Source organism: Kitasatospora sp. NPDC056273 (assembly GCF_042268845.1).
In the GTDB taxonomy this organism is placed as follows: domain Bacteria; phylum Actinomycetota; class Actinomycetes; order Streptomycetales; family Streptomycetaceae; genus Kitasatospora.
The window spans coordinates 63,761-87,744 of the sequence record NZ_JBHJSJ010000038.1 but is presented as its reverse complement, the minus strand read 5'-3'; the positions used below and the strand labels follow the sequence as shown (position 1 = coordinate 87,744).

The 23,984-nt window shown below is 72.9% G+C and carries 23 protein-coding genes; 9 read left to right on the top strand and 14 right to left on the bottom strand.

All coding sequences use genetic code 11. The features are described from left to right. Nucleotides 1-189: 189 nt before the first annotated feature. Entirely contained in the window at nucleotides 190-1,695 is a 1,506-nt protein-coding gene (locus ACFCY1_RS28420; protein ID WP_375876467.1) for an MBL fold metallo-hydrolase, read from the bottom strand. A 78-nt stretch (nucleotides 1,696-1,773) separates the two neighbouring features. On the opposite strand from ACFCY1_RS28420, the gene ACFCY1_RS28415 reads away from it, so the two are divergent. Next, a complete protein-coding gene (locus tag ACFCY1_RS28415) occupies nucleotides 1,774-2,367 on the top strand; it encodes a TetR/AcrR family transcriptional regulator (protein WP_375876466.1) in 594 nt (197 codons plus the stop codon). A gap of 48 nt (nucleotides 2,368-2,415) precedes the next feature. Here the strand turns inward: ACFCY1_RS28415 and ACFCY1_RS28410 are convergent, their stop codons facing one another. Then, nucleotides 2,416-2,658, bottom strand: a complete 243-nt coding sequence (locus ACFCY1_RS28410; RefSeq protein ID WP_375876465.1) for a hypothetical protein — start codon at nucleotides 2,656-2,658, stop codon at nucleotides 2,416-2,418. Beyond that, on the bottom strand, nucleotides 2,655-3,023 hold the full coding sequence (locus ACFCY1_RS28405; RefSeq protein ID WP_074005487.1) for an ATP-binding protein: 369 nt from the start codon (nucleotides 3,021-3,023) through the stop codon (nucleotides 2,655-2,657). The genes ACFCY1_RS28410 and ACFCY1_RS28405 overlap by 4 nt, the downstream gene beginning before the upstream one ends. A gap of 138 nt (nucleotides 3,024-3,161) precedes the next feature. Here ACFCY1_RS28405 and ACFCY1_RS28400 point away from each other — a divergent pair, with 138 nt between their 5' ends. Next, a complete protein-coding gene (locus tag ACFCY1_RS28400) occupies nucleotides 3,162-4,055 on the top strand; it encodes a helix-turn-helix transcriptional regulator (protein WP_143204701.1) in 894 nt (297 codons plus the stop codon). 2 nt (nucleotides 4,056-4,057) lie between these two features. Beyond that, nucleotides 4,058-4,255, top strand: a complete 198-nt coding sequence (locus ACFCY1_RS28395) for a DUF397 domain-containing protein (protein WP_375876464.1) — start codon at nucleotides 4,058-4,060, stop codon at nucleotides 4,253-4,255. Between the two features lie 47 nt (nucleotides 4,256-4,302). Here the strand turns inward: ACFCY1_RS28395 and ACFCY1_RS28390 are convergent, their stop codons facing one another. Then, nucleotides 4,303-4,839 carry a hypothetical protein gene (locus ACFCY1_RS28390; protein WP_074005484.1) on the bottom strand — a complete coding sequence of 179 codons (537 nt, stop codon included), beginning with the start codon at nucleotides 4,837-4,839 and terminating at the stop codon, nucleotides 4,303-4,305. Between the two features lie 198 nt (nucleotides 4,840-5,037). Here ACFCY1_RS28390 and ACFCY1_RS28385 point away from each other — a divergent pair, with 198 nt between their 5' ends. Next, entirely contained in the window at nucleotides 5,038-5,235 is a 198-nt protein-coding gene (locus ACFCY1_RS28385) for a DUF397 domain-containing protein (protein WP_375876463.1), read from the top strand. 55 nt (nucleotides 5,236-5,290) lie between these two features. Here the strand turns inward: ACFCY1_RS28385 and ACFCY1_RS28380 are convergent, their stop codons facing one another. Next, nucleotides 5,291-5,794, bottom strand: a complete 504-nt coding sequence (locus ACFCY1_RS28380) for a GNAT family N-acetyltransferase (protein WP_375876462.1) — start codon at nucleotides 5,792-5,794, stop codon at nucleotides 5,291-5,293. 350 nt (nucleotides 5,795-6,144) lie between these two features. Here ACFCY1_RS28380 and ACFCY1_RS28375 point away from each other — a divergent pair, with 350 nt between their 5' ends. From ACFCY1_RS28375 to ACFCY1_RS28365, 3 genes are all read left to right on the top strand, one after another. Then, complete coding sequence (locus ACFCY1_RS28375; RefSeq protein ID WP_375876461.1) at nucleotides 6,145-6,405, top strand: DUF397 domain-containing protein; 261 nt, start codon at nucleotides 6,145-6,147, stop codon at nucleotides 6,403-6,405. Then, on the top strand, nucleotides 6,389-6,901 hold the full coding sequence (locus ACFCY1_RS28370; protein ID WP_375876460.1) for a DUF6879 family protein: 513 nt from the start codon (nucleotides 6,389-6,391) through the stop codon (nucleotides 6,899-6,901). The genes ACFCY1_RS28375 and ACFCY1_RS28370 overlap by 17 nt, the downstream gene beginning before the upstream one ends. 109 nt (nucleotides 6,902-7,010) lie before the next feature. Beyond that, nucleotides 7,011-7,532, top strand: a complete 522-nt coding sequence (locus ACFCY1_RS28365) for a DUF6879 family protein (RefSeq protein WP_375876459.1) — start codon at nucleotides 7,011-7,013, stop codon at nucleotides 7,530-7,532. A gap of 294 nt (nucleotides 7,533-7,826) precedes the next feature. On the opposite strand, the gene ACFCY1_RS28360 is transcribed toward ACFCY1_RS28365, so the two are convergent. From ACFCY1_RS28360 to pdxH, 9 genes are all read right to left on the bottom strand, one after another. After that, nucleotides 7,827-8,540: an aminoglycoside N(3)-acetyltransferase gene (locus tag ACFCY1_RS28360; RefSeq protein WP_241853148.1), complete on the bottom strand. Its 714-nt coding sequence runs from the start codon at nucleotides 8,538-8,540 to the stop codon at nucleotides 7,827-7,829. A gap of 161 nt (nucleotides 8,541-8,701) precedes the next feature. Continuing rightward, nucleotides 8,702-11,155, bottom strand: a complete 2,454-nt coding sequence (locus ACFCY1_RS28355; RefSeq protein ID WP_375876458.1) for an FxsB family cyclophane-forming radical SAM/SPASM peptide maturase — start codon at nucleotides 11,153-11,155, stop codon at nucleotides 8,702-8,704. A 70-nt stretch (nucleotides 11,156-11,225) separates the two neighbouring features. Then, nucleotides 11,226-11,411 (bottom strand): hypothetical protein, encoded by a 186-nt coding sequence (locus ACFCY1_RS28350; protein ID WP_049660424.1) that lies wholly within the window; start codon nucleotides 11,409-11,411, stop codon nucleotides 11,226-11,228. A 326-nt stretch (nucleotides 11,412-11,737) separates the two neighbouring features. Continuing rightward, nucleotides 11,738-12,805: an HEXXH motif-containing putative peptide modification protein gene (locus ACFCY1_RS28345; protein ID WP_375876457.1), complete on the bottom strand. Its 1,068-nt coding sequence runs from the start codon at nucleotides 12,803-12,805 to the stop codon at nucleotides 11,738-11,740. Between the two features lie 93 nt (nucleotides 12,806-12,898). Beyond that, nucleotides 12,899-14,149, bottom strand: a complete 1,251-nt coding sequence (locus ACFCY1_RS28340) for an FxsB family cyclophane-forming radical SAM/SPASM peptide maturase (RefSeq protein ID WP_375876456.1) — start codon at nucleotides 14,147-14,149, stop codon at nucleotides 12,899-12,901. Between the two features lie 56 nt (nucleotides 14,150-14,205). After that, complete coding sequence (gene fxsT / locus ACFCY1_RS28335; RefSeq protein ID WP_375876455.1) at nucleotides 14,206-18,219, bottom strand: FxSxx-COOH system tetratricopeptide repeat protein; 4,014 nt, start codon at nucleotides 18,217-18,219, stop codon at nucleotides 14,206-14,208. Then, entirely contained in the window at nucleotides 18,209-19,612 is a 1,404-nt protein-coding gene (locus ACFCY1_RS28330) for a TIR-like protein FxsC (protein WP_375876454.1), read from the bottom strand. The genes fxsT and ACFCY1_RS28330 overlap by 11 nt, the downstream gene beginning before the upstream one ends. A gap of 262 nt (nucleotides 19,613-19,874) precedes the next feature. After that, nucleotides 19,875-20,066, bottom strand: a complete 192-nt coding sequence (fxsA, locus tag ACFCY1_RS28325) for an FxSxx-COOH cyclophane-containing RiPP peptide (RefSeq protein ID WP_049656076.1) — start codon at nucleotides 20,064-20,066, stop codon at nucleotides 19,875-19,877. A gap of 144 nt (nucleotides 20,067-20,210) precedes the next feature. Next, nucleotides 20,211-20,843 carry a pyridoxamine 5'-phosphate oxidase gene (gene pdxH, locus ACFCY1_RS28320; protein WP_049656088.1) on the bottom strand — a complete coding sequence of 211 codons (633 nt, stop codon included), beginning with the start codon at nucleotides 20,841-20,843 and terminating at the stop codon, nucleotides 20,211-20,213. Nucleotides 20,844-21,281: 438 nt separating this feature from the next. Here pdxH and ACFCY1_RS28315 point away from each other — a divergent pair, with 438 nt between their 5' ends. After that, nucleotides 21,282-22,382 (top strand): citrate synthase 2, encoded by a 1,101-nt coding sequence (locus tag ACFCY1_RS28315; RefSeq protein ID WP_049656080.1) that lies wholly within the window; start codon nucleotides 21,282-21,284, stop codon nucleotides 22,380-22,382. Nucleotides 22,383-22,557: 175 nt separating this feature from the next. Further along, the gene (gene serC, locus ACFCY1_RS28310) at nucleotides 22,558-23,685 is read left to right on the top strand and encodes a phosphoserine transaminase (protein ID WP_049656082.1); all 1,128 of its coding nucleotides are present in this window, start codon (nucleotides 22,558-22,560) and stop codon (nucleotides 23,683-23,685) included. The last annotated feature ends 299 nt before the right edge of the window (nucleotides 23,686-23,984 follow it).

Here is a 23,984-nt window from a genome sequence, read left to right as displayed (position 1 = left end):
CCACGACGAACCGGGACCTGCTACCGGGCACTCCGGTGTCTACCCGGACGGGACTTCCACCCGCGAGCCTGGACCAGCTTTCAGGACGCACCATGCGGCGATCGTAGGAGCGGGCACGGACAACGGCGAGGTGCGCGTTCCCTGCGCGCGCCGGGCATGTGCCCTACGCGCCCGCTCCTGCTGCCGCCCCTACGCGCCGGCCCCGGAGAGCCAGCCGTCGACGGGGACCCGGCAGGAGTTGAGGATTCCGGCCACCATCCGGTACGTCCCGACCAGCGCCAGCAGCTCCAGCAGCCGCGGCGCGGAGTAGCTGTCCGCCAGCGCCTCCCAGGTGGCCGGGGAGAGCGCGTGCCCGTCGTGCAGCTCGTCGACGGCCCGCAGCAGGACGCGGTCGGTCTCGGCCCAGTCGGGGTGGTCCGGCCCCTCCGGGACGCGGGCGATCTCGGGCCCGCTCAGCCCGGCGAGGCCGCCGAGCCGGACGTGGTGCTGCCACTCGTACGTCGAACCGGTGCGGTGGGCGGTGCGCAGAACGGCCAACTCCCGTTCGCGGGGCGGGATCGTGCCCTGGTTGAGCAGGGCGAGCAGCGGCGCCAGGCTGGTCAGCAGGTCGGGGTGGTGCCCGATGGTGGCCAGCACGTTGGGCACCGGGAAGCCCTCCAGCGGCCCGACTCCCTCAGCCGGGAACAGCTGCCGGACGATGCCCGGCAGGCCCGCGGCCAGCGCGGTGACCTCGGCGGCGACCTCGGCCCCGGCCCGCGGGGCCAGCAGCGGGGCGGGCTCGTACGCGTCCAGGAGGCCCAGGAGTTCCATCTCGCCCGGGGTTCCGTCGCCGTTGAGTTCGCGGTGGACGGCGCCGATGTTGAGGACCAGCCGCTCGGGGTCGGCCAGGTCGGCGAGGCCGATCAGGTCCATCTCCCGTGCGGCGCGCAGCACCGGCACGCCCGCCCGGTGGGTGCGCTCACCATGGTCGCGGACCCGCTCCAGGTAGTCGCGGAAGGAGCGGACCTCGGGCTTGCCGACGACCGGCCCGTGCCCGGGCACGATCGTCTCGACGTCCAGGCCGAGGATGCGGTCGCAGACGGCGATCCAGTTACCGATCGGGCCGCTGTGGATCACCGGGTGGCCGCCGATGAACAGCAGGTCCCCGGCGAACAGCACACCGGTGTCGGGCAGTTGGACCAGGATGTCGCCCTGGGTGTGGGCGGGGCCGACCTCGATCAGCCGGACGGTGCGCCGCCCGACGGCCACGTCCAGCTCGCCGGTGAAGGTCCGGTTCGGCGGGGTCGGGGTGATGCCGCCGAAGTCGAAGGTCTCCCGCATCCGCTGGACGACCTTCGGCAGCCGGAGGTCACCCGGCGCGGCGACCACCGCGTGCAGATGGTCGGCGCGCATCTCGGCCGCGGCGGCCTCGGAGGCGATGGTCACGACGTCCGGGAGGAGCTGGTTGCCCCACCAGTGGTCGCCGTCGCTGTGGCTGTTGACCAGCGTGCCGATGGTGACGTGCGGCAGGGCGCGCGCGACGGCGTCGAGCAGCTCGCGGGTCTGCGGGACGGTGAACAGGGTGTCGACGAGCAGGGCCTCGTCGCCGGAGGCGATCAGCCCGGCGTTGCTCAGGCCCCAGGAGCCGTTGGGCTGCAGGTAGGCGTAGGTGTCCGGGGCGATCTCGTGCAGGCCGAGGGTGTACGGGACGGCCATGAGTGGGCCTCCTCACTGATTGGACTGGAGTACCAACATGTACTCCAGTCCATCAATGGATTCAAGTACGCTCCCCTTGTGACCTCTCCTCCCAACCGACACGACCAGCGCCGCACCGCGACCCGGGAACGGCTCCTGACGGCAGCCCTGGAGCTGTTCGCCACCCAGGGGTACGCGGCCACCACCTACGACCACATCGCCGAACGCGCGGACGTGGGACGCCAGACGGCCTTCAACCACTTCCGCCGCAAGGAGGACTTCGTCACCGCCTGGGTCCAGCAGCGGCACGAGGTGCTGGACCGGCAGGACGAGGCGAGCGCATCCACCGGCGACTCCGTCATCGATGCGCTCGCCGACGCCCTGCGCACCCTCGCGGAGCTCAACGAGCGGGAGTACGCGCTGGCCAAGGACCTGCACGACAGCGGAGTCCTCCACGCCGCCTTCGCCCTCGGCACCACGACGCCGCAGGCGTTCGTCACCGCCACCACCCGGGGAGCCGAACAGGGCGAGATCCGGCCGGAGTTCGACCCGGCATCCGTCGCCGACCTGGTGTTCGACACCTACATCACGACCCTCGGCCGCTGGCTCGCCGCCGGCGCGGACCGCCCGCTCGCCGATGCCCTGCTGGCCAGGCTCGACATCCTCGCCACCGGCTTCACGGCCGGATACTGACCGCACGGGCGCGGGCCCCGTCCGACGGACGGAGCCCGCGTGCGCCCGCTACCGGTACTGCCTGAACTCGCGGACGAGCGCGAGCAGGTTGATCAGCGTGCTGGCCGGAACATTGCCGAGCGAGACCAGGACCTGCCCGTTCAGGACGGTCTCCCCGGGCTGGGCGGACGGCCAGAGCAGGCCGAACTCGCGCCCCTCGGCGCGGAGTTCCACGATCAGGCCGGCGATCTGCCGACTGGTGAGGTGCCGGATCGCGGGATCGGCCGGCCGGATGGGATAGAGGGCGTTCACGCGACCAGGTCCAGCTCGAACCAGACCCGCTTCCCGAGCTTCTGCGGCTCGACACCCCAGCGGTGCATGAGCCCCTCGATCAGCTGCAACCCCCGCCCCGACTCGGCGAGCAGACCGAACTTCTGATGCTTCGGCAGCTCCGAACTGCGGTCGGCGACGGTGACGCGGAGGGTGCTGCCGGAGTAGACGACCGTGACGACCGGCGAGGCCGTCAGCCCGTGCCGCCACGCGTTCACGACCAGCTCCATGAGCGCGAGTTCGGCGTCCCCGATGACCGGGTCGGGGTACCCGGCGCGCTCCATCGCGTCGCGCAACACCTCGCGGGACACGGTGAGGGAGGGGGAGTTGAGGTTGGGGTCACACATGGGGAATCTCCCATCAGCTCAAATGAGCTACGCACGGAGAGACCTGACGCCTCATCCGGCGAGCAGTGCAGTGAAACTTTAGGGCCTTCTCGGCAAAGTTGGCAACACGCTCTGCGCATGGATCTACACTGTCCGTAGGTGACGGTCCGCGAGGAAGGCACGCCGATGGCATTCAGGACTGGGATCAGCGAACGTCAGCGCCGGTTCGGCGAGGAGCTTCGCCGTGTACGTGATGCCGCCGGACGCTCGGCGCTGGAGATCGGCCAGGCGATCGGCGTGAAGGGGCCAGCGGTCAGCCACATCGAATCCGGTCGGATGGGCCTCAACCTTGACCGATTGAATGTCTGGCTTGATCTGTGCGAGATCACAGACACCGACTACCGAGCCGGTCTTGCAGCCATGAGCAAGGGTTCCAAGACGGCCTGGTGGAACGACTACAAACCTCACGTGCATCCCACCGCGATCGATCTCGCCGAAGCAGAGGCGAGCGCGACGGCCTTGGACAGCTACCAGACGCTCCTGATTCCCGGCCTGCTCCAGACCAAGGCCTACAGCGAGATCATCCACGACTACGCGGAGAAGAGGGTCGAGTTCCGTCAGCGCCGACAGGAGCTGCTCGCCGTCGAGAACGCCCCACCCTTCCACGCTGTTATCCATGAAGCGGCTCTGCACATGATGTACGGGGGACCGACCATCATGCGCGACCAGCTGAACCACCTCATCGAGGTCAGCAGGCTGCCCCATGTCACGGTCCAGATCCTCTCGTTCGACTGCACCACCTACTCCCGGAGTGAGACCCCGTTCGTCCTGATGCACGGGGCTCACGTACGCCTTGACTCGGTTCTGCTGGAACATCCACATGATTCAGACTTCTTGGGAGATCCTGAGGACGTGGCCGCATTCCGACGTAGGTTCGAGCGACTCAGGGGACTGGCCCTGCCGCCCCTGAACACGGCCACGCCCTCGTCGCCTTCCCATCGCGACTCGTGGGGCTTGATCCAGCACGTTCGGTACAAGATTCAAGGTAGGTAGTCATGAGCCAGCTCAACTGGCAGAAGTCGAGCTTCAGCGGCGACAGGGCAGACTGCGTCGAAATCGCGTCCGCTGGCGACCTCGTCTACATCCGCGAGTCCGACGACCCCACCCACATTGTCACCACCACGCCCACCAAGCTCGCCGCCTGGCTCCACAGCGCCAAGACCGGCGAGTTCGACCACCTCGCCGAAGCCTGACTCCCCTCCCCCGTGCCCCGGCGGTGGGCCGGGCACGGGGACCCCGTTCAACCCACTCGCCCCGCCAGTCCCAGCACGCGGTACCAGTGGCTCGTCTCCACGCCCTCCGCATCGAGCCCGGCCAGGTCCCGGAAGCGCTCCCCCGCGATCCACTCGAAGAAGAACTCCTCGACACTGCCCGCGACAGGCTCGACCCTGCACCCGGTGAACCAGATGCAGCCCTCGTCCGGCACCCTCCACACGCTGCCGTCGCGATCCACCAGCAGCGGGCTCGACGCGGCTTCTCCGAAGTAGAAGAACCGCGACGTGTCCTCCAGCACCCCACCACCGGGCAGCCCCGCTCCCTCCAGCCCCTCCGCCCACTGCCGGTCGGCCAACTCGTCGGCCCGGTAGAGCCGGCACGAGTGGTCCAGGTAGAGCCCGTCACTGGCCGCCATCAGCTCCCTGACCCCCTCGGGCGTCCCCGCCGGAACCGAGCTGCCGTCCCCGCCCTGCGGCACCTCACAATCCAGGAGCCCCAACTCCTCCCGGTACACCGCCAATGTGGACCGCAGAAGCCCCATCACCTCGAAGACGCCAGCCATCTCCCCACTCACCCCCAAAACGACAACCCCCTAAAGTCTCGCGCGGGAAGTCGACTGGGCCGACTTCCCGCGCAGAGAGCAAGCTCTCGGCCCGTACGCCAGGCATCCTGGGACACGAGCCGTCGTGGTAGCAGCACACGCACGGCAGAGGCTGTACCGGACTTGCTCCAGCCGTCACACAGCGCCGGAAAGGTAGACATGGAACAGCTCAACTGGCAGAAGTCGAGCTTCAGCGGCACCAACACCAACTGCCTTGAGATCGCCTCCGACGGTGAGCTGGTCTACCTCCGCGAGTCCGACGATCCGACCCGCATCGTCACCACCACCCGCCCCAAGCTCGCCATCTGGCTCCACAGCGCCAAGACCGGCGAGTTCGACCACTTCACCGAAGCCTGACTTCCCTCCCCCGTGCCCCCGGCGCCGGGCCGGGGCACGGGGCCTCCGGGTCAGCTCACGCGTCGGGGTGTGCGGACAAGACGAGCCAGTCAGTCCACGAGATCCCCCGGCCGAGGAAGCGCGGCTGCTCGAACGGCCAGTCGGCGGCGATCCACTGCGGCACCAGCGCGTCCAGGGCCCGCTCGACCTCGCTGCCCACCAGGTCGTCCACCACCCACCAGGCGATCTCGCCGTCGGCGCCGGCCTTCGCGGGCGGGTCGATGTAGACGCAGCCGAGCAGGGCCGTCTCCGCCTCGTCGAGCAGCGCGTAGTTGAACGACTGGTGGGCGGCGATCTCCTTCTCGTGCCGCAACAGGTCGGCCTGGTTGGCCTCGAAGGTCATGGTGGCCGCGGGCCAGCCCCAGGCCGGACCGAAGACGGTCCACAGCCGCTCGCGCGAACCCATCACGGCCGGATAGTCGAGCGGCGCGTCCGCCTCCCGGACCGGCCGCAGGTGGTGGCGCCCGCCGGGCAGCGGCACGTGGACGGGGTGGACGAAGTCATCGGGAAGCCAGCTCATGGCGCCCGACCGTAGCACCGTGCCGGCGCCCGCCCCCCTGGTTTTCTCCCCACCAACCGGACGATCCCGCCGCCCCGGCGCAAGGCTCGTCTCCACACCTTCCGCATCGAGCGCCCGGCCAGGTCCCAGAACCGCTCGAAGACGCCAGCCATCTCCCCACCCACCCCCAGATCAACAACCGCCTAAAGCCTCGCGCGGGAAGTCGACTGGGCCGACTTCCCGCGCAGAGAGCAACCTCTCGGCCCGTACACCAGGCATCCTGGGACACGGGCCGTCGTGGTAGCAGCACGCGCACGGCAGAGGCTGTACCGGACTTGCTCCAGCCGTCACACAGCGCCGGGAAGGTAGCCATGAAACAGCTCAACTGGCAGAAGTCGAGCTTCAGCGGCGAGGAGGCCAACTGCGTCGAAATCGCGTCCGCTGACGACCTCCTCTACATCCGCGAGTCCGACGACCCCACCACCATCGTCGCCACCACCCCCACCAAGCTCGCCGCCTGGCTCCACAGCGCCAAGGCCGGCGAGTTCGACCACTTCACGGCCCTGAAAGTGCCCACCGTTGAGATCCCCCAGCACGTCCTGGAGGAGGCCGTTCGTGTTCCTGGACAGTGATCAGTGGCGCGCCCACTTCGACGGCTACCAGCACGATGCCTTCCGGTTCGAGGCCCAGCCCGCCTACACCATGCCCAAGGAGGCCGAGAACCTCGCGCTTTTCCTGCGCGGGGAGCCGACGACCAGGCACAACGCGGCGTGGCACCGGCGGGTGCACGGCTTCGTCTCCTCCGGGCGGACGATCGGCCGCGTCCGCGTGGTGCGCCGGCCCCTCACGGACTACCAGCGGTACCAGTTCGCCTGGGGCATCCCCGGCAACATCACCGCGGGGGAGGACATCCGGATCCTGGACGCCACCGAGCGGGATCTCGGGATCCCCGACCAGGACTGGTGGCTGTTCGACGGTTCCTCGGCCGTCCACCTGAACTTCCGGCCTGACGGCACCCAGATCAACCGTGAACTGGTCACCGGCGACATGCGCCAGTACCAGGAGTGGAAAGAGCTCGCCCTGGCCCACTCCGCACCGTTTCTCGAATTCCTGAACACGCTCGGGTGACACTCGACCCGGACCAGCCCGACCGACGGCCCTCTACCACCGCTTCCATCTCCGCCAACTGATCTACTCCCTGTAGCAGTTGAGACCTAGCCCAGCCGGAGGATTCCCAGTGAGCATCTCAGGCGAAGACTTCGAGAACCTCTTCTCGACGTTCCAGCGGGAGGCGTTCCGACTGGAAACGCTTGACGACTACAGCGGGTCATCGAACGCGGCGAGCCTCCGCGCGTTCCTCGATGGTGAACCGCAGCCGGCCGACTACAACCAGGAGTGGGTGGATGAGGTCCGGGCGAACACCGCCAGCGGGAAGCGCATGTACCGGGTCCACATCCTCTCCCGGCCGCTGACCCCCTACCTCCGGTTCGAACTCGGCTGGGGGTACACCAAGAACGCCACCGCCGGGGAGGAGTTCTTCATCCTCGACACCACCGACCAGCCGAATCCGCTCGATGGTGTTCCCGACTTCTGGGTGTTCGACGAATCCACCGTCATCACCATGCGCTACGGCGACGGCGCCACGTTCCTCGACGCCGACAGGGAGTCGACCACCGAGAAGTGGCTGGGGTACCGCGACCTCGCCCTGAGCCGTGCGGTGCCCTTCGCCGAGTGGTGGGCCCGGCACGGAAGCGAGTGAGAGCAACGGATCCCGAATGAGCGTTCAAGCCTTGCGGCTACCCATCGCATAGGAAGTCGGCCGAGCCGACTTCCTACACAGGGTGCACTTCTCGACCCCGCGCCCCAGATGTCCTGGCGCGCGGGACATGACGAGTAGAGCGCAGGCTTCCACAGCCCTTCGGTGCGTGAGAAGTCGGCGGGGCCGACTTCTCACGCACACGCGGGGGCGGGGTGGGGCGGAGGGGTGGGTGTGGGGGCGGGGGGGTGGGAAACGGCGGGATCTCTTGTCAGCGGTGGGAACGAGGAGCGGGGTTCAGGCGCGGCCGCGCCGCAGGACGGCCTCGGCCAGGTCGACGGCCTCCCGCACCGGCACCAGCCGGCAGTCGGCGGTGCCGATGCGGGCCGTGGTGACGCCGCGGGCGGTGCGCAGGACCTCGGCGCCGAGGCGGCCGAAGTGGAGGTCGTCCAGGTCGGGGGCCCGGAAGGTGGTCCAGCCGTCCACGCCGACGCACCGGTACTCGCGGACGGTCACGTCGGGCATGCGCAGGTCGGCGAGGTGGAAGGCGGTGAAGCGGTCCATCGGGACGCCGAGCATCAGCACCCGGGCGTCCAGGTCGTAGAGCCGTCCGAGCGGCGACTCCGGGCCGAGGTGGGAGGTGAGCGGGTGGTGGGCGGTGACCTCGTGGGCGAGCCGGCCCACGGCGGCCCAGGAGGTCTGCGGGTGCCGGCTGCGCAGGGCGCCCGGCCAGGAGCGGACGGCTTCCGACAGCGCCCCCATGGAGGGCGAGGCCGGGGTGGTGGCCGGGTCGAAGCGGGGCATCCGGGCCTGGTAGTCGGCCACCTCCGCCGGAGAGAGACCGGCGGTGGCGGACTGGTGGATGCGGGAGGTGGCGGAGTTCTCGGGCGTGGCGGTGTAGGCGACGAGGGTGCCGTCGGGGCCCAGGGCGTCGAGCAGGGCCTCGACCACCCCGGCCGCCCCGCCGGGCACCGGTCCGAGGGAGCGCAGCGATGCCTGGACGTGCAGCACCGTGCCGGGACGGACCCCGAGGTCGGCGAGGTCGCGGACGAGGGGGTGGACGGGGGAGGCGACGGCGACGCCGCCGCCGGCGCGGGGTTCGGTGAGGATGGCGTCTCCCGGGGGTTGAGGGCCCCGGGCGGGGGAGGTCCCGGGGCGGCGCGGGTGGGAGGTCAGACCCCGGCCCGTTCCCGCCGTACCCGGTCGGCCGCCTGCTCGGCGGCGGCGGGCAGCGACAGGTCGAGCCAGGGTGCCACGGTGGCACGCATGCCGTCGGCGAAGCGCAAGCCGGTCCCGGTCAGGGCTCCGGAGGTCGCCAACCGCTCCACGGCCTCGGCGGTGTACCGCCGCCAGAGCGCGAACTGCTCCCGCGCCCGGTCGGCGGCCGTGCCCGGCAGTCCGTCGTACGCGAGGGTGCGGGTGCCCCAGTACTCGGTGACGGCCAGGTGGGCGTACGTGCCCTGGAGCAGCCCTTCGAGCGGCCGGGGGTCGGGCCGCCAGGGGGCGAAGTACAGGGTGGGGTCGGCGCGGTCGTACAGGTCGGTCAGGTCCAGCACCGCGCCGAGTTTGACGTGCTGGAACTCGTGCGCGAGCAGCAGGGCGAGGGTCGGCGCGGTGGCGGGCCGGGCGATGCCGACGGCGCCGTACGCCTGCCGGGCCGCCGAGCTGACGTCCCGGCCGGTCGGGCCCGGCCGCAACGGGGTGACCGTCGTCAGGCCGGCCCGGATGCCTTCCGCGTACCCGGGCAGGTCGCGCCCGAGCAGCTCCCAGGCTTCGCGCAACGCGCCCGTCCAGTCGAGCAGTTCGCTCTCGGAGAGGTGGTCCGCCACGGGGTGGTCGTGGCAGTCGCGCAGCGGGTCGGCGTCCTCCAGGGCGACCGTCCAGCCGCCGGCCAGCCGGACCCTCCGCAGCGGTTCGTCCAGGTCGGTGCGCACCGTGCCGTCGGACGCCCGGACCGCGAGGCCGCCCGCCCGCCCGGTGACCACGGCCTCGCCGTCGGGTACGGCGATCCGGCCGAGCGTCGGCAGGTGCAGCCACCCGCCGCGTACGGGCACGGCCACGGCGTCGCCCCGGCCGGCCCGCACGGCGGCCGCCGCGGCGAGCGCGGCCAGCGGGCCGAGTCCGGCCTGGAGGTCCCCGGCGAGGCGGCGGGCCGCCCAGGCGCGGGCGTACGGGTGGCCGAGGACGGCGTCCACGGCGGCGGGGGCCGCCGTGTCGAGCTCGGCCAGCAGGGTCCACGCTTCGGCCCGCCCCTGTCCGGAGGCGTCCCAGGCGGCGGCCAGCATCGCCCGGGTGAGGGCGAGTTGGGAGCGGCCGAGCGCGGCGACGGTCTCCGCGCTCCCGTATCCGCGCGCGAGTTCGTCGAGTTGCGACGGGGCGAGCGCACCGGGCAGCAGCGGTTCGGCCTCCGGCGATGGCCCACCGGGCACACCGCGCACACCGCGCACACCGGGCGCCCCGGGCACCCCGGCCGGCTGCGCGGGCACACCGTCGCCGGAACTCCCGCTCCCCGCAATGCCCTTGATGAACGTCATGAGATCACCGCAGTAGACGGAGGGATGGTCGAAGCTGCCTCCCCCATCGTCGCTCCGATAGCGGTGGGCGTACAGCCCGCCACCGCAGGAGCGGACCACGGAGCAGGCGCGGCAGGCCTCGCTCAGTCCGGCCAGGCCGGACTGCCGGGCGGCGATGCCGGGGTGGCGGGCGAGGTCGTCGAGGCTGTGCGCGAAAACGTTCATCCCGGTGGCGGGCGCGCCGTCGTACGCGGTCTTCAGGCTGTCGGCCTGCTCGAAGGTCCCGTCCGTCTCCAGGACGGCCAGGTCGGAGGGCTCCAGTCCGAGCGACTCGGTGAGGCTGGAGAACCCCCTCAGGGTCCGGTGCACGGACTCGAAGGTCCGTACGGCGAACGGCCGCCCGTCCGCGTCCCACAGCCCGTGGACGGTCAGCAGCCAGTCGGCGTACGGGGTGGCACCCAGCTCGGCGGGGCGCCCGGGCGGCTCGTCCCAGGTGGCGTGCGGGAGCAGGAAGTCCACGGCGGGCGGCCGGAGTTCGGCCAGCGCCCGGTACACGGCCACCGGGTCGTTCCGGACGTCCATCGTGCACAGCAGCCCGGCGAACAGGTGCCGGTATCCGGGTTCGTTCAGCAGCGCGACGGCCCGCAGCACCTGCGGGTGGCTGCTGCGCCCGTCGGCGAACCGCCGGTGGCGGTCGTTGGCGGCCTTGTCGCCGTCCAGCGAGATGCCGACCTTGATCTCCTGCTCCGCGAACAGCGCGCAGAAGTCCCGGTTCAGCAGCACGCCGTTGGTGTGGATGCGCAGGTCGAGGGCGCAGCCGGGCGGGAGTGCCGCCCGGAGCGCCTCGGCAGCGCGGCGCAAGCGGTCCGGGCCGGCGAGCAGGGGTTCTCCCCCGTGCAGGACGACCCGGACGGCGGGCAGCCGGTGGGCGGCCGCGTGCTCGCCGATGCGCTCGGCGGCCTTGGCCAGGATCCCGTCCGCGATGACCTTCGGCCGGGACCGCCAGCTGCTGTCCGCGTGTTCGTAGACGTAGCAGTGGTCGCAGGCCAGATCGCACCTGCTGTGCATCTTGACCACGAACTGTGTCAACGGCAGCGGAATCGACGTCGTCATGGAACTGTCCGGTTCGCTTCGATCGGCTCGGTCTGCTCGGCCTGGGCTCCGCCGGGAGTTCCGGGCCGGGTCAGATAGAGGAGTTGAAGGCTGCGACCGGCACGAGGCCGGAGTCCGCGCCGGGGAGCGCGCGCTGGAGCCGGGAGGCGAGCTCTTCCGCGCCGAGTGCGGCGAGGTCGGCGAGCGAGGGGCGTTCCGGCGTCTCCTGAGGGTCAGTGAGCTTGCCGGCCGGCCTGGTGCTGGTTACCGGAGTCATATTCGTTTCCTTAGGCGCGGTTAGGACCTGCCGAGGGTGGGTAAGCCCACCCGGTTGCGACCAATGTAGTGCCCGCGAAGACTCCGCGCGGCACCTTGCGGACTCACGTTGGGCTCCCCGGGCTGCCGACGTCGTACGACAGCGCTTTGGGCCCCCAGAATTCACCCGTTCAGCGGTCGCGCACTTCGCCGTGGCGCGCGCCGAAGCGCGTCGCCGCGGCCCGTGCCCGAACAACCACACGGACCAGCCCCTGGTCACACCCCGGGAGTGCCCCGGGAAGCACCGGAACAATCGCCCCGCCGGGCCAAGCATCCGGCAAGCCGGATTCATTCCCCCGGCCCGCCGAGCGCCCGGACGGCCCGCACCAGCTCCCCGGTGAACTCCAGCCCCGCCGCCGTCAGTTCGCCGCAGCTCAGGAGCGTCTCCCCGGCGCTCAGGGTGTGTGTCCGCCAGCGGACGGACTCCCCCCGCGCACGTGCGAGGTCGCCCGCCCCCGCAGCCGCCTCCGCCCGCCAGAAGTCCGCCACCCCCAGGTGCGCGTACGCCCCCTGGAGCAGCGCCCCGGCCGGGCGCGGGTCGGGCCGCCAGGGGGCGTGGTAGGCGGCCGGGCCGTTGGGGCGGTGCAGCGGCACCAGGTCCAGCAGGGCGCCGAGTTGGACGTGCAGGAACTCGTGCACCAGGGCCAGCGCCAGCAGCACCGGATCGTCCGGCAGCGAGGCCGCCACCGCGCCGTACGCCCGCCGGGCGGCGGCGCTGACCGCCTCCCCGCCGGGGGCGGGCCGCAGCGGCACGACGGTGGCCACGCAGGCCGCGACGGCCCGTGCGTGGGGGCGGTGGCGGCGCACCAGGATCTCCCAGGCCTCGGCCAACCGCCGCTCCCAGAGAGCGAGTTCCGCACTGCCCAGCGGACCGGCCGGCGGGCGCCCGTAGTCCACCCGGCGCGGACCGGCGTGGTCGAGCGACGGCGCCCAGCGCAGCCCGTCGCACTCCAGCGTGAGGGCCGGGCCCGGGGCCGGGCGGAGGAACTCGCCCAGCCCGCCGAGCGGGACGTCCTCCCCCGCCGCCGCGCCGCGCAGGCAGTCGGCCGCCCAGGCGTCCAACTCGGGCCGCAGCAACACCTCTTCCCAGCGCGCCCGGTCGCTCCGCTGCAGCGCCCGCACCCGGGCGTACGCCTCCCGGTAGCCGTCGTGCCCCGGCACCGCCCGGCGCAGCGCCAGCAGCAGCAGCGCCCGCTTGCTCAACTGCCCGGCGCGCAGCAGCCGAACGGCCTCCGGCCCGCCGCGCGCGGCCGCGACCGCCCGGAACACCGCCCGGTCCACCCCGTGCCGGGGCAGCCCGTCCGCCCCGCGCGCGACCGGCACCCCGGCCGCCACCACCTCGTCCGTCCCCGCCACCGTTCCTCCTCGTGCGTACGGCCTCCGGCCCGGTCGGCCGGCCCATCGCCCAACCCGCCCCGACCGCGCGCGGTCTCCCCGCACCGGGACGGATCAGCCGGACGGCGGCCGGGCATGACCCGGACGGGTGAGCCGAGGGGCCCCTCGACGCTCCCGACCCACCGACCCGACCGCCGCCTGCCCAGGCGCCCCCGCCAGCTCCGCCACCCCCGCCCGCAGCCGCCCCGCGATGTGCCGGATCAGCCGGTCCAGGTCCGCGCAGTACACCGACGGCTGCCCGAAGCCGCCCGCCGCGTACCGGTGGGCGTACAGCCCCCCGCCGCAGACCCGGGCCAGCGGGCAGCCGGCGCAGACCGGCCCGAGGCCCGCGAGGCCGCGCTGGCGGGCCCGGAAGGCCGGGTGGGCGCCCGCCCGGGCGAAGCCGTGCCGCCACACGTCCAGGCCGGTCCCCGGGGCGCCGTCGTAGGCCACCTTGAGGCTGTCCGCCTGCTCGATCGCCCCGTCCGTCTCGACCACCACCAGGTCGACGGGCGCCAGCCCGACCGCCTCGCTGGCGGCCCGCCCGCCGAGCAGCAGCACCGCCAGCTCCTCGAACAGCCGCACCCCGGTCTCCCGGCGCGGCGCGTCGTACCAGCGGTCGAAGGCGGCGATCAGCCACTCCCCGTACGGCGCGGGCTCCGTGCCCGTCGGCGGCGCGTGCGGCACCGTCCGGGGCGGGGCGCCCGGCGGCGGCTCCCGCCAGGTCGCGTGCGGCAGCAGCAGGTCGAGCCGGGGCGGCGCGAACTCCAGCAGCGCCTCGTAGGTGGCGACCGGGTCGGAGGCCAGGTCGACGACGCACAGCAGGCCGGCGAACAGCTCCCGGTGCCGGTCCGAGCCGAGCAGCCGCACCGCCTCGGCGGTGCGCGCCCAGCTGCCCGCGCCGGAGGGCAGCCGGCGGTGCCGGTCGTGGCCGGCCGGGGTGCCGTCCAGCGAGACCCCGACCGCGACCCGGTGGCGGTGCAGCACGTCGAGCAGTTCCGGTTCGTCCAGCAGCCGCAGCCCGTTGGTCTGCACGGTGAACCGCACCCGGGGCCGGACGGCCGCCAACTCGCCGAGCAGCGCGTCCAGATGGGCCGCGCCGACGAGCAGCGGCTCGCCGCCGTGCAGCACCACGGACACCTCGTCCAGCCCGTGCTCGGCCGCGTGCTCGTCGATCCGCCGCGCGGTGCGGCGGACGGTCGCGAGCTCCATCCGCCGCGGCCGCCCGCGCCAGCTCTGGTCCGCGCCCTCGTACACGTAGCAGTAGTCGCAGGCCAGGTTGCACCGACTGTGGATCTTCAGCAGGAACTGCCGGAACGGCACCATGCCCGTGAGCCTAGGCCACCGGCCCCGGAGCGCGGACCACCGCACCTGACGGTCCGTCACACGTGCGGCGGCTCCACGTCGGAGTCCAGCCGCGTGCCGGCCCGCACCGCGATCGTCGTCGGGTGCTCCTCCCCCAGGGTGACCCGGGCCCGCCGGATGCAGTCCGACCGCAGCTCCGCGGCCCGCTCGGCGTACCCGAGGGCGGCCAGCGACAGCGCGAGGTTGGAGTTGATGCCGATGGCGTCGTAGTGGTCCTGGCCGAGGGCGGCGGTCATCAACGGCTCGGCCTCCAGCTCCAGTTCGAGCGCGGCCTGGAGCTCCCCGGCCAGCGACAGGTCGTTGGCGTGGTTCATCATCGCGATCGGGATGTAGAGGTGGTGGGCGCCGAGGACGCGGCGGAACTGCGCCAGCGTACGGCCGGAGAGCTCGCGCGCCTCCGCCGCGCGCCCCGCCAGCCGCAGGTACACCGAGAGGTTGTTGGCGCCGGCCAGCGTCACCGGGTGGTCCTCGCCCAGGTAGTCGCGGTACCGCAGCAGCGCCCGCTCGGCCAGCGGGATCGCCCGGCCGGTGTCGCCGAGCGCGTTGAGGTCGCTGGCCAGGTTGGTGGCGGCGGCCAGGGTGTCGGGGTGCTCGGCGCCGTTGATGTCCAGGTAGCGCTGGTAGATGTCCTCGTCGATCTCCAGGGCCTCGTGGTACCGGCCGGCCCGGCGCAGCGCCACGGCGAGGTTCTTGCGGGCGCGCAGGGTGTCGGTGTGGCCGTCGCCGATGGTCTGCTGGTAGATCCGGACGGTCTCCTCCAGCAGGTCCAGGGCCTCCCGCAGCCGCCCGGTCTCGCGCAGGTCGCGGGCGTAGTTGGAGGCGGAGGAGAGCGCGTAGAGGCTGTGCGCGCCGAGCGCGTCGCGCTGCTGGAGGTAGTTGCTGCGGTGCCGTTCCAGGGCGGCCCGGCGGTCTCCGGCCAGGTAGTCGGAGACGGCGAGGTTGTTGGTGATCATCAGGGTGCGCGGGTGGTCCGGGCCGAGGGTGCGCCGGGCGGCGTCCAGGGTGCGGCGGTCGAGCGCCCGGGCCTCGTCGTAGCGGCCGAGGAAGCGCAGGTCGGCGCCGAGGCTGTTGGCGACGGCGAGGGTGTGGGAGTGCTCCGGGCCCAGGGTCGCGGTGAAGCGGTCCAGGATGTCCCGGTCCATCTCGTACGCCTCCTGGAGGGCGCCCTGGGAGCGGCGGATGTTGCTCAGCTGGGTGCGCAGCATGAGCGTCTGGGCGTCGTTGTCGACGTCGAAGTCGGGCCCGCCGTAGCCGTCCTGGCGCCAGTGCTCCAGGGTGCGCTCGGCCAGTTCCCGGCCGGACTCGTGCAGGCTGCGCTTCCACTGGTAGCGGACCGAGTCGATGATCCACTGCCGGACGTCCTCGTCGGCGCTGTCGAGCGCCCCGGACGGCCAGAGGTGGGGCAGGAGTTCGGCGTACTCGGCCCAGTTCGCGGGCACGTCCGGGTCGCCGGGGTTGGCGGTGGCGAGCGCGGCGTGGACGACGCCGCGCAGTTCGGCCCGCCGGTCCTCCTCGACCTGGTCCCGCAGCACGGCCTGGACGAGCCGGTGCACGGTGATGGTCTCGCTGCCCTGGTCGGTGCGGGCGAGCCCGAACCGGTTGATGGCGCGCAGGAACTCGCCGATCGCGAGCTTGTCGCGGGGCGCGCGCGGGGGCAGCCGCAGGGCGCGGGTGACGGCCCGGCTGTAGAGCAGCCGCATCGGGATGGCGTCCGGGCCGAAGAAGGCGCAGATCTCCAGGATCTGGGCGGCCGGGGCGTTCATCCGGCGCAGTTCCTCGACCGAGATGCGCCAGGTCGCCGCGGCCGAGTGCGGGTAGTCGGCGGCGCGCAGCCGGGTGCGTTCCAGCATCTCGGTGAGCTCTTCGTCGAGCAGTTCGAGGTAGGTGGCGATCGGCATCGACGTCTCCTGGAGCCAGACGGCGGCCTGGCCGACGGCGAGCGGGAGGTCGCCGAGGCGGTGCGCGACCTGGTCGGCGTCCTCGGAGGAGAGGCCGCCGTTGAAGCGGCGCAGCAGCCGGACGCTCTCCTCGCGGAGGAAGACGTCGACCTCCACCAGGCCGGCGTGCCGGGCCCAGCCCTGGTTGCGGGAGGTGATCAGCACGTGCCCGCCGGAGGAGCCGGCCGGCTGCCAGGGGGCGAGCTCCTCGGGGGTTCCGGCGTTGTCGAAGACGAGCAGCCAGCGGCGGTACGGCTGGCCGCGGCGCAGCGCGTCGAGCACGGTGGCGGCGGTGTGGGCGACGTCGTCGCTGGTGGGCACGCCGAGCCGGGGCGCGAGTTCGGCGAGCTTCTGCGGGATGTTGGCGGGCTCCTCGGCGGGCACCCACCAGACCACGTCGTAGGCGGCCTTGAAGCGGTGCGCGTACTCGGCGGCGATCTGGGACTTGCCGGCGCCGCCGAAGCCGTAGAGCACCTGGCTGAGCACGGCGGCGGGCCCGCCGGTGAAGCGGTTGCGGAGCAGTTCCAGGAGCTTGCCGCGGCCGATGAAGGCGGCGTTGCGCGAGGGCGCGTCCTGGACCTGCGGGGCGGTGCCGGGGAACCGCGCCGGGGCCGCGAACTCCCCGCTGTCGGTGTCGGACTGGCGGCTGCTGCCGGGCGGCGGGCCGAGTTCGGCGTAGAGCTGGGACTCGGCGCCGACCGCGGAGGAGCGGACCAGGTCGGGCGCGGGCTGCCCGGCGAACGGGCGGGGCACCGGCTCGTCCGAGTCCTGGAGCCGGAAGGCGGCCAACGCCGGTGAGCCGGAGGCCAGTTCGCGCCCCTGGAGGAGCTGCCAGACCTCGGCGGCCCGGGGCAGCGCGGTGTACTCGGGCGAGAGCAGCGCGAGCAGCCGGCCCTGGCCGTCGACCGGCCCGGCGACCTCGGGCGGCCGGGAGCCGGAGTACGGTTCGGCGGCGCTGTGCAGGGAGGTCTGGTAGCCGAAGCGGGTGAGCGTCCCGGCGGCCCACTCGGCCCACATCCGGTCCTCGGGCGCGTAGCTGACGAACACCTGGCGCGGCGCCGCGCGGGCGGAGCGCAGGTAGGCGCCGTACAGCCGGCGGCGGGCCTCGGCGGTGAGCGGGCGCAGGGTGCGGACCCGGCCGTCGGTGATCCAACCGGCCAGCCGTTCGAAGGCGTTGAGCAGGCTGCGGGCCTCCTGCGGCCGGTCGGCGACGGTGGCGGGCACCTCCTCGTAGGCGTAGAAGGGCTTGTACGGCACCTCGACGTCGGCCCAGTAGGCGGCCCGGCGGTCGCCGGCCAGCCAGCGGCCGAGGTAGGGGGCGAAGGCCTCGCGGGCGTAGTCGCGGCCGGCCTCCAGGCGCTCCTGCTCGGCGTCCTCGACCCGCATCGGCACCGGCAGGACCCGGATCGCCCGCTCCTCGGCCTCGGCGATGGCGCGGGCGGCGTCGACGCCGCCGCGGATGTTCTGGACGCTGAAGGTGAAGCAGTCCACCACGGTGTCGGGCATCAGGACGGTGCAGATGCCGGAGGTGTCGCTGACGCCGGTGCGGCTGTCGATGAGCACGTAGTCGTAGCCGCGGGCCCAGCGTTCGCGCAGCTCGCGCAGGAACTCGCCGCCGCGGATGTCCCGGCCGTAGTAGAAGCTGCGCCAGTTGAAGCTGGTGACGGCCGCGCCGTAGGCGGCGTTCTGCCGGCCGGCGGGCAGGAAGTCGAGCCGGCCGCCGGGCGGCAGGTCGAGGGCGAGGCCGCAGACGTAGCCGTCCAGGCGCCCGGGCTCGTCCAGCCAGTCGGCCGGGGACTGCCCGACCGGCCCGGTGGCGGAGGGCAGCGCCTGCTTGACGTAGGAGCGCAGCAGGTCGATCAGGCCGTCGGTGGAGTGCAGTTCCGGGTCGACCAGCAGCGGGTGGTAGTACCGGTGGAGGCCGGGCGCCTCCAGGTCCCAGTCGACGACCAGGACGCGCAGGCCGCGGCTGGCGAGGATCCAGCCGACGTTGGCGAGCGCCATGGTGCGGCCGGTGCCGCCCTTGAAGGAGTAGAACGTGACGACCGATCCCGGTCCGCCGCGCTCCGGCTCCGCGCCGGGCTCAGTGGTCATCGTGCTTCTCCCCCCTCAGCGGGGCGGCGGTGTCCTTGCCCCGGCTCTGGTGCGGCAGGTCCGTGGAACCCGGGAGGCCCCGGTCGGTGCGTGCGGGCCCCTGGCGGGGCCCCGGCGGTCCGGCCGGGATGGCCAGTCCGGGCATCGCCGGACCAGTGTCCGGGCCGCCGCCCGGACCGAAGCCGAAGGCGCCGCCGCCATCGTCCCCCCAATCCAGGTTGTCGTCCATGAGCTTGTTCTGAGCGACCGTCACCATGATGGTGAGGTCGCTGTCGAAGCTCTCCCGGCTCACTTTGACCCGGAACAAGTGCTCCAGGTCGCTCCGGCGCAGCCAGTTGCGCCGGAAGACGTCGCGCACGCCCGCCCAGAGCGCGTCGCGCTCCGGCCCGTCGGCCGGGTCGTCGCTGCCGGCGGGCACCATCACGCCGGTGACCGGGTGGTTCTGCTCGTCGTACGCGCGCAGCGCGGAGCGGTAGCGCTCGCCGCCGGCCACCCACGGGTCCACCAGCAGGATGCTCACCTGGCTGTCCTCGCGGGCCTGGTCGAGCTTCTCGGCGAGCGCGGTGTCGACCTCCTCCAGCGTGGTGGTGTGCCCGGCGCCGGTGATCACCTGCTGGGCGCGGGCCGCCAGGGACGGCTGGACGGGCGGGTGGTACGGCGCCCAGTGCCACGGCTTGGCGCCGTACCAGCCGCCCGCGCGGGAGTCGCCCGCGGCCGCCTCCGGGGCCCGGCCGGCCGCGATGAACAGCCGCACCATCCCGGGGCTGGAGGCCACCGGCGGCGCCGCCGGGGGCGGGAAGTAGCCGCGTACGGCGCCGAGGTCGAACTCGGGCAGCACGCCGAGCCGGCGCGCGGCCGCGTCCCGGACCCGCTCCGCGACCACCCGGACGACCTGCTCGTACGCCCCGCCCTGCGCGGTGCGCAGCAGGGCCCGCAGGCCGTACCGGGCGTAGGCCTCGCCCATGTCCGGCTGGGCCCACTGGATCTTGTTCACCTCATCGGCCAGGCCGCCCGGCTCGACGGGCTCCCAGAGCACCGGGACGAGCGCCGGGATGAGCTCCCCGGTGTCCTCGTGGTGGCGCCGGACCCGGCCGCGGAAGGCGGTCCACTCCTTGCCGCAGTAGAGGCTGGCGAAGTAGGCCGGGGAGTAGAGCGCGACCATGGTCCGGCTGCGGCCGAGCATCGTCGCCAGCTTCTCCGCCCAGTCGTCGCCCAGCCGCAGCCGCTCGGTGTCCCGGTAGGCCAGCTCCTCGATGCGCACGCCCGTACCGACCAGCCGGCCGAGCTCGTCCCGCAGGTCGTTGAAGAACTGGTTGACGAAGGCGTCCTCGGCCTCGTAGTCCCGACGCGCGTAGCTGAAGAAGAAGTACGGCCGGTGCTGTTCGTGCTCCATCACCTGTTCCCCCCGTGCCCGACGGTCCGCGACGGCGCTGGTTTCATACCCCAGCATGTCGCGAACTCCACCGCCAGTGCAGGGGAGTTGGGGGATTCGGCGGCCGCGTGGGGTTTAGCCGGTGGCCAGGCGCACTCCCCCGACCGGGGGCGCTCCGGCGCTCGGGGGCGCGCCGGCGGGGGCGCGGGCGCTCGTCGGGCCCGACACGCCGGGCGGGGGCGCGGGCGCGCCGGGCGGCGCGCACCGGGCAGTGCGCGGCGCGCTACCGGTCGAGCGCCGACTGGAAGGCGGCGAGCGGCTCCGCGCCGGGGGTCAGGGCGTCCGCGACCACCCGGCGCAGCAGGTCGCCGAGGACGGTGTCGGGCAGGGCGTCGAGTTCGTCGAGCGGCAGGGCGGCGACGTCGACCAGGTCAGAGCCGAGTCCAGCGGCGGTTTCCGCACCGGTGACGCCCATCAGTCCCTCACTCGATCGTGTCGGCACAGCGGGCTGCCGGCCGCAAGTGCATCGACCCAGGTCCGCGACGGGCATCCTACACCCGGGGGATGACGGTCCATCAGCTCCGCGCGGGCGCCGCGCGGAGCCTGTGGGCCGAACGGATCACGGGCAGAGCCGCTCCACCCGCCACCCCGTCGGGCTGGACGGGTCGGCGACGTAGCGGAGCCGGTCGTGCAGCCGGTTCTCCCGGCCCTGCCAGAACTCGACGCTCCGCGGGACCACCCGGTACCCGCCCCAGAACGGCGGGACGGGCACGCCCTCGCCCTCCGGGTAGCGGCGCTCCAGCTCGGCGTACCGCTGTTCGAGGACCTCCCGGCCGCCGACCGGGCTGGACTGCTCGCTGGCCCAGGCGCCCAGCTGGGAGCCGTGCGGGCGGGTGCGGAAGTAGGCCGCGGTCTCGTCCCGGCCGACCTTCTCCACCCGGCCCTGGACGATCACCTGGCGGGCCAGCGCGATCCACGGGAACAGCAGCCCGGCATGCGGGTTGGCGGCCAGCTCGGAGCCCTTGCGGGAGCCGTAGTTGGTGAAGAACACGAAGCCGCGCAGGTCGTAGCCCTTGAGCAGGACGGTGCGCGAGCTGGGCCGCCCCTCGGCGTCGGCGGTGGAGAGCACCATCGCGTTGGGTTCCACCACCCCGGCGTCGTCGGCGTCGTGGAACCAGCGGGTGAACTGGCCGATCGGCTCGGGCGCGAGCTGCTCCTCGACCAGGCCCTCGTGGCTGTAGTGCTTGCGCATCACGGTGAGGTCCGGGCCGGGGCGGGCCTCGTCGGCCAGGGTCCGGTTGGCGGGGCTCGGGGGCGTCGACTGGGCGCGATCCGGGGTCTGCACGCCAACATCATCCCGTACGACAAGCAGCGGGCACCGCTACCTCCGGACAAACCCCGGTGGGAGATCAGGTGACCCTCCACCGCTCGGCCGCCCGCCCTGCGGGGAATTGTCCGGAACCGGACGTTTGATTCCGGGGATTCCAGGGGTTCCGGGGGCGCCACGGGCCCGGCCGGCGCCTCCGACGGGGAAAGTCAAACGGGTCGACGGGAAACATCACCATGGTGGTGTATGGCGCAATGCACCCCGTGCCTGTCACCCTGGCACCGAGTGCCAAACACCATTCGGTCACTGGCGCGCCGCCCCACCACGGCGGAGCGCCGATCACAGAACTGAGGGAGCCGTCGCATGTCCGATTTCGTACCCGGGCTTGAGGGAGTCGTCGCGTTCGAGAGCGAGATCGCCGAACCCGACCGTGAGGGCGGCGCCCTGCGGTACCGCGGTGTCGACATCGACGACCTGGTGGGCAGCGTCTCCTTCGGCCACGTCTGGGGCCTGCTGGTGGACGGCAAGTTCAACCCCGGCCTGCCGGCCGCGGAGCCGTTCCCGATCCCGGTGCACTCCGGCGACATCCGGGTCGACGTGCAGTCGGCGCTCGCCATGCTCGCCCCGGTCTGGGGCCTCAAGCCGCTGCTGGACATCGACGCCGAGCAGGCCCGCGACGACCTCGCCCGGGCCGCCGTGATGGCACTCTCCTACGTCGCCCAGTCGGCCCGCGGCCAGGGCCTGCCGATGGTCCCGCAGAGCGAGATCGACAAGGCCGAGACGGTCGTCGAGCGGTTCATGATCCGCTGGCGCGGCGAGCCGGACCCGAAGCACGTCAAGGCCGTCGACGCCTACTGGACCTCCGCCGCCGAGCACGGCATGAACGCCTCCACCTTCACCGCCCGGGTCATCGCCTCCACCGGCGCCGACGTCGCGGCCGCGCTCTCCGGCGCGGTCGGCGCGATGTCCGGCCCGCTGCACGGCGGCGCGCCGTCCCGCGTGCTCGGCATGATCGAGGAGATCGAGCGCACCGGCGACGCCACCGCCTGGGTCAAGAACGCCCTGGACAAGGGCGAGCGCCTGATGGGCTTCGGCCACCGCGTCTACCGCGCCGAGGACCCGCGCGCCCGGGTGCTGCGCCGCACCGCCAAGGAGCTCGGCGCGCCGCGCTTCGAGGTCGCCGAGGCGCTGGAGAAGGCCGCGCTGGAGGAGCTGCACAACCGCCGCCCCGACCGCGTGCTGGCCACCAACGTCGAGTTCTGGGCCGCCATCATGCTGGACTTCGCCGAGGTCCCGGCGCACATGTTCACCTCGATGTTCACCTGCGCCCGGACGGCCGGCTGGTCGGCGCACATCCTGGAGCAGAAGCGCACGGGCCGGCTCGTGCGCCCCTCCGCGCGCTACATCGGCCCCGGCCCGCGCCGCCCCGAGGAGATCGAGGGCTGGGACGCCATCGCCCGCTGACCCCCCGGTCGGCGAATACCGGACGAGCGTCCGGTCAGTGCCCCTGAGCAGCGGGTCCAGCTCCGGCCGGGCCCGCTGCCGCACGTTTCCGGGCGGCTCCCCGAGCAGCCGTGACCGCAGTCTCAGCGGGCGGACGGCCGTACCCCGCCGGGCCCCCGGCCGGTAGGCTGCGCGCGTGGCTCAGATCCAGATCCCCGCTGACATCAAGCCCGCAGACGGCCGTTTCGGCTGCGGACCGTCCAAGGTGCGCCCCGAGGCCCTGAGTGCCCTCGCCGCCACCCAGACCTCCCTGCTCGGCACCTCGCACCGCCAGGCCCCGGTCAAGAACGTGGTCAAGCGCGTGCGCGAGGGCGTGAGCAGCCTGTTCTCGCTGCCGGACGGCTACCAGGTCGTCCTCGGCAACGGCGGCTCCACCGCCTTCTGGGACATCGCCGCCTTCGGCCTGGTGCGGGAGAAGTCCCAGCACCTGGACTTCGGCGAGTTCTCCTCGAAGTTCGCCTCCTCGGTCAAGGCCGCGCCGTGGCTCGGCGAGCCGACCGTGATCAAGACCGCCCCGGGCACCCACCCGCTGCCGGTCGCCGAGGCCGGCGTGGACGTCTACGGGCTCACCCACAACGAGACCTCGACCGGCGTCGCGATGCCGATCGCGCGCCCGGCCGGCGCCGACGAGGGCTCGCTGGTCCTGGTGGACGCCACCTCGGGCGCCGGCGGCCTGCCGGTGGACATCACCGAGACGGACGTCTACTACTTCGCCCCGCAGAAGTCCTTCGCCTCCGAGGGCGGCCTGTGGCTGGCCACCTTCTCCCCGGCCGCCCTGGAGCGCGCCGCCGAGATCGCCGCCTCCGGCCGCTACATCCCGCCGTTCTTCTCGCTGCCGACGGCCATCGACAACTCGTCGAAGGACCAGACGTACAACACCCCGTCGCTCTCCACCCTCTTCCTGCTGGCCGACCAGCTGGAGTGGCTGAACGGCAACGGCGGGCTGGACTGGGCGGTCGCCCGCACCGCCGACTCCTCGTCCCGGCTGTACTCCTGGGCCGAGAAGTCCCCCTTCGCGACCCCCTTCGTGGCGAACCCGGCCGAGCGCTCCCAGGTGGTCGGCACCATCGACTTCGACGAGTCGGTGGACGCCGCCGCGGTCGCCAAGGCACTGCGTGCCAACGGCATCGTGGACACCGAGCCGTACCGCAAGCTGGGCCGCAACCAGCTGCGCATCGCGATGTTCCCGGCGATCGACCCGGCGGACGTCGAGGCGCTCACCCACTGCGTCGACTACGTGGTCGAGCAGCTCGCGCAGGTCTGACCCGGTCCCCCGAGGACACGGCCGAGGGCCACCGCCGACGGGCGGTGGCCCTCTCGCCGTTCCCGGGGTCCTGGGGCGTGTCTGTGCCCGGACGGGCCTCAGGCAGGCTCAGGCAGCCCTCGGACAGGCCTCAGGCAGGCCTCAGCGGCCGACCAGTGAGCTGATCAGCACGACGACCAGCATCAGCACCAGGGTGCCGGAGACGATGCGCATACGAGTCTTGGGATCCACGGTCAACGAGCGTACCTCCGGCTCACCCCGGACTCCGCCGGGCCCCTGCCCCACCGCCCCCACGGCCC

Coding starts and splice junctions, on each gene's coding strand:
- ACFCY1_RS28420 (WP_375876467.1), bottom strand. CDS start 1,695: ATGGCCGTCCCGTACACCCTCGGCCTGCACGAGATCGCCCCGGACACC.
- ACFCY1_RS28405 (WP_074005487.1), bottom strand. CDS start 3,023: ATGTGTGACCCCAACCTCAACTCCCCCTCCCTCACCGTGTCCCGCGAG.
- ACFCY1_RS28395 (WP_375876464.1), top strand. CDS start 4,058: ATGAGCCAGCTCAACTGGCAGAAGTCGAGCTTCAGCGGCGACAGGGCA.
- ACFCY1_RS28390 (WP_074005484.1), bottom strand. CDS start 4,839: ATGGCTGGCGTCTTCGAGGTGATGGGGCTTCTGCGGTCCACATTGGCG.
- ACFCY1_RS28385 (WP_375876463.1), top strand. CDS start 5,038: ATGGAACAGCTCAACTGGCAGAAGTCGAGCTTCAGCGGCACCAACACC.
- ACFCY1_RS28380 (WP_375876462.1), bottom strand. CDS start 5,794: ATGAGCTGGCTTCCCGATGACTTCGTCCACCCCGTCCACGTGCCGCTG.
- ACFCY1_RS28375 (WP_375876461.1), top strand. CDS start 6,145: ATGAAACAGCTCAACTGGCAGAAGTCGAGCTTCAGCGGCGAGGAGGCC.
- ACFCY1_RS28355 (WP_375876458.1), bottom strand. CDS start 11,155: ATGACGACGTCGATTCCGCTGCCGTTGACACAGTTCGTGGTCAAGATG.
- ACFCY1_RS28350 (WP_049660424.1), bottom strand. CDS start 11,411: ATGACTCCGGTAACCAGCACCAGGCCGGCCGGCAAGCTCACTGACCCT.
- ACFCY1_RS28340 (WP_375876456.1), bottom strand. CDS start 14,149: ATGGTGCCGTTCCGGCAGTTCCTGCTGAAGATCCACAGTCGGTGCAAC.
- fxsT (WP_375876455.1), bottom strand. CDS start 18,219: ATGACCACTGAGCCCGGCGCGGAGCCGGAGCGCGGCGGACCGGGATCG.
- ACFCY1_RS28330 (WP_375876454.1), bottom strand. CDS start 19,612: ATGGAGCACGAACAGCACCGGCCGTACTTCTTCTTCAGCTACGCGCGT.
- fxsA (WP_049656076.1), bottom strand. CDS start 20,066: ATGGGCGTCACCGGTGCGGAAACCGCCGCTGGACTCGGCTCTGACCTG.
- pdxH (WP_049656088.1), bottom strand. CDS start 20,843: ATGCGCAAGCACTACAGCCACGAGGGCCTGGTCGAGGAGCAGCTCGCG.
- ACFCY1_RS28315 (WP_049656080.1), top strand. CDS start 21,282: ATGTCCGATTTCGTACCCGGGCTTGAGGGAGTCGTCGCGTTCGAGAGC.